Origin of the sequence: Candidatus Chlorohelix sp. (genome assembly GCF_037138995.1) — a bacterium.
GTDB lineage: Bacteria > Chloroflexota > Chloroflexia > Chloroheliales > Chloroheliaceae > Chlorohelix.
In genome coordinates, this window is record NZ_JBAXHI010000088.1 from 1 (window position 1) to 4,384 (window position 4,384).

General features: G+C 45.9%; 2 protein-coding genes. Both read right to left on the reverse strand.

Features of this window, described 5'->3' with window-relative positions:
- Positions 1-118: 118 nt before the first annotated feature.
- Complete coding sequence (locus tag WCK19_RS18225; RefSeq protein ID WP_342398831.1) at positions 119-3,097, reverse strand: DEAD/DEAH box helicase family protein; 2,979 nt, start codon at positions 3,095-3,097, stop codon at positions 119-121.
- Positions 3,098-3,099: 2 nt separating this feature from the next.
- The coding region (locus WCK19_RS18230) for a restriction endonuclease subunit S (protein WP_342398832.1) at positions 3,100-4,384 on the reverse strand (1,285 nt) is incomplete at its 5' end.

Here is a 4,384-nt window from a genome sequence, read left to right on the forward strand (position 1 = left end):
TATTCGCGGGAATTTGTCCCCTTAATCACTCTTCATCATTAGTATATATCTATGTGGCGGATTTCTAAAACCACCGGAGATTTTCCCAAATGTGTTTATCTGAGAAACACATAAGATCTCAGGCGGCATTTCTATCTAAATAGCGCTTGAAAAGCCAATCCATAAGAAGCTTTGAAAAATCAGGATTATCGTTTACCTGCTTATAAAATTTGAAGTTTTTGTCCAGAAATTCCTGAAGATACTCTTTGGTATTTTTCTCGAAAGTTAAGCGCACATTCTCTGTGGAACTTGCCTTCAAACTGGCTTTCAAAGAAATGTCCTCATGTAATTTTTCCTCAAGATTATTGATAAGCAATTTATCCTCATCCCCAAACTCTGTGCCAAAGCGCTTATTGAGTTCAGAAATTATCAGAGAGAGTGGCTCTATATCTTCCGGTTTGACCCCGTAATCCTGCTTTTCTTTGATTGGATCAAGTTCACCTATTTGCGCCTTCAGCTTTATCTTGCCCTTAGTGGTTTCCTGTACCCGATACGACTCTATGTCAATTGCCTGTTGTACTTCTAATGGCAAGACGTCTCTTTGAATCGGCAATTTACGCTGTAGCAATTTTCCAAATTCATACAATTTTTCGAGGCTGGTATCGGCGAAAGGCAGTATTTGGGATAGGAAGGCATAAAGCCGGATGTAGTCGATCAGTTTACCTCGGAAATCAACTTGTTTTTGCTCTTCTAGTTCTTTATAGCGGTCAATGATGGGGGTGAGAAAGTTGTGAAGCTTATCCTGAGTAGCTTTCGCATCATAAAAGATGGCGGCAAATTGATCTACTTCCTCATCACTATAGAGGTGGAATTTTGAAAGATTGGTCTGGTAATCGTATAACAGGTTAGGATCGGTGCCTTCGCTGAGAATGGTGCGCTCATAATAGGGTTGAAAGGAATCTTGGATGGTCTTTGTTTCATTGGCGAAATCCAGTACCATAGTTTCATTCTTTTCAGGGTGTACCCGGTTCAGGCGAGAGAGGGTTTGTACCGCATTCACCCCGCCTAGCTTTTTATCCACGTACATGGTGTGGAGTAGGGGCTGGTCGAAGCCGGTTTGGAATTTGTTAGCGACAATCAGGAAGCGATATTCAGCCTCCTTGAATTTTTCCGCGGTTTGCGTTTCTGGAATATGATTCATTCCGGCTTCGGTGTAATCTAAACCGCCATCTTTGACCGTGCCTGAGAATGCCGCCAGCGCTTTGAATTTGTAGCCTTTCTCTGCAAAATATTTATCTACTTCTTGCCTGTAGCGTACCGCATGAAGGCGCGAACTGGTAACAATCATGGCTTTGGCTTTGCCGCCGATTTTATCTCTCACATTTTCGGCGAAATGCTCGACAATAATTTCTACCTTTTTGCGGATGGCATAAGGGTTTAGATTTACGAACGATTGCAGCAGATAGGAGGCTTTGGCTTTATCATACTGGGGGTCATCTTCTATTTTCTTGAGCAAATTCCAGTAAGTGTTATAGGTGGTGTAGTTTTCCAATACATCGAGGATAAAACGCTCTTCGATAGCCTGCCGCATACTGTACAGGCTGAAGGGGACATAGCTGCCGTCCGCTTTTTTTGTGCCGAAAAGCTCCAGCGTTTTGGCTTTCGGGGTAGCGGTAAAGGCGAAGGTGCTGATATTGGGCAATTGACCGCGCTTTTTTATCTCCGTCATAATCTTGTCTTCAAGGTCGTCGGCTTTTTCTGCCGCGCTGTCTTCTTGCTCTGCTTCTTCCAACGAGGCGACTGCCAGAACCTTTTTAAGGCTTTTGCTGCTCTCCCCGCTCTGGGAGGAATGCGCCTCATCAATTATCAGGGCGAAGCGTTTCCCCGCTAACTCGATTGCTTGCGCCATTATCATCGGGAATTTTTGAAGAGTGGTGATGATAATAGTTTTGCCGTCTTCCAACGCTTTCTTTAACTGCTTGGAGTTCTTATCAATATTTTCTACCACGCCGGGAGTTTGCCCAAACTGGCTTACAGTATTTTGAAGCTGTTTATCCAAAACGCGCCTATCGGTGATTATGATAATCGAATCGAATACGCGCTTATCCAGAGAGTCGTGCAACACCGAAAGTTGATGCGCCAGCCACGCGATGGTATTGCTCTTGCCGCTTCCCGCGCTGTGCTGAATCAGATAGCGTTTGCCCGTTCCACTCACCGCCGCATCTTTCACCATTCCCCGCACCGCTTCCAATTGGTGATAGCGCGGGAAAATCAAACGGGGCTTGCCGTCACTCTCCAACTCGTGTATGAAATTCTGAATCAGGTTTAGGACGCTGGGTTTAGACCAGATGCTCTCCCATAAATAAGCGGTGGCAAAGCCTTCCATTACCTGTTCGTTACCCGCTCCCCCGTTTTTGCCTCTATTGAACGGCAGGAAACGGGTTTTTGCGCTTTCCAGTTGGGTGGTAACTTGCACCAAATCAGGATCAACCGCAAAATGGGCGAGGCAGCGTCCCGCGCTCAACAACGGTTCTTTGGGGTCACGGTCAAAACGGTACTGATGTACCGCGTGCGTGACATTTTGCCCCTTGAAAGGGTTTTTAAGCTCGGCAGTAAAGAGCGGCAAGCCGTTAAGAAAAAGCGCCACATCCAGGCTGTTCTCATTTTTAAGGCTGTATTTTAGCTGTCGCGCCACCGAGAATATGTTGCCCTCATACAGGGTTTGCAATTCGAGGTTCAACGCGCTGTTGGGGGGAAAATATGCCAGCTTGAAAGCGCAGCCGTACAGCGTGATGCCCTTGCGTAGCAAATACAGCGTGCCATGCTTGCCTGCCTGCTTGGAAACCTCAGTGGAAAAGGCTTTGCCAGGTTCTACCGGAGAGTATTTCTCATACTTGAGCCACTCTTTAATCTGGGTGGCTTTGATGAAAGCGATCAGGTCATCGGGAATTAGGCATAGCTCCCGATTGTAGTCGGCGGACAAGCGTTTATAGTAGCCGCCGGGTGGGTACTCACCGTAAGCGGCAACCGGTTCGCCTACTTTCCCGCTCTGCCCGGTTGTACCAGCCAGCAACGCCTTCTCCAGCATCTCTTCAAAGTTCTTCTCGGAGGTGTCCATTATTAAAGCCTCACATCTATTTTGCCCGTGACGGCGGCGGAGATGAGCGCAGCCCGGTACTCCTTCAGCCGCGCTATGCCCTCTTCGATTTTCTTTACCAACGTATCTATTTTGGCGGTTTCGCGGTCTAGGAAAGCGGCGATGGCACGCTGTTCGGCTAGGGGTGGAATCCATATTTTTAGACTGGCTAATTCAGTGGGTGCTATAGCTGGATAACTAACACCTACTGAATAAGCAACAACTCTACTTACAAATTCTTCTGATTGAACAATTCTAAAAAGATATTCAGGGGCAATACTCGACTCAGGTCTAAGTACAGCAAATCCGGTTGAAACAATCAAATTTCCCGGAGGATTATCTATAAAAGAAATAGCTTTAAGATAAGTACGGACTGTAGAGATAACAGTATCCCCATGCTTGACTTTTCTTCTTGCTCGGCTAGGCGCATTGGCAAAAACCATTTCTTGAAACTCAAGTACATTACCGCCTGTCTCCACATTGCTAATATCCAGATATTTAATTTGATATTCTGAATCTGTATTTTCTTGTAAAACTTCCGGGTTAATTTGAACTACATTTTTAAGCCGTATAATTTCCCAATGTGCTGGAATCTCCCCCAGCCACTCCACGCCTGAATCCTTCATTGGCGCGGTGCGGTCAAGCCCTTTGGTGACGGCGTGGGAGATGAGGGCGGCGCGTTGCTCCTGCAAAAGCTCTAGCAAGCGTTCTTTTTTGGCTACCAACGTATCCAGCCGCCCCGTCTCGCGGTCGAGGAAAGCGGCGATGGCACGCTGTTCGGCTAGGGGTGGAATAGGTATCTTTATATCACCTATAGTATCAGTATTCAAGTTAAGTTGTGTACCAGTTTTACCTAAACCGGTATAAAGTGATCCGCCTCTAAATAAGTAGAAAAGATATTCTCGATTTTGCTTTAGACCAACAAAATAAACAAAACCGTCATGAATGCAGCATTTGATTCTTGTAATGATGGGTTTTCCCACAGAGGCTGCTATGCTAAGAAATAGCTCTCCGGGTTCAAGAGGCACACTTTTACTTTTACCAATTTCCGATAATTTTTGCTCCGTAGTAAGTAAATACTTATCACTTGCAGTAACATCGGAAATTCGAACCCAAGAGTAATCACCCTCATCATCAAAGTAGATTGGATCATCTATAGGACGGGGAGAAGCACCTCTCTTTACTAGTGTTAACCTCTTAGTTTTTAACGCATCCCAGTGCTGCGGAATCTCCCCTAGCCACTCCACGCCCGAATCCTTATAGGCGGGG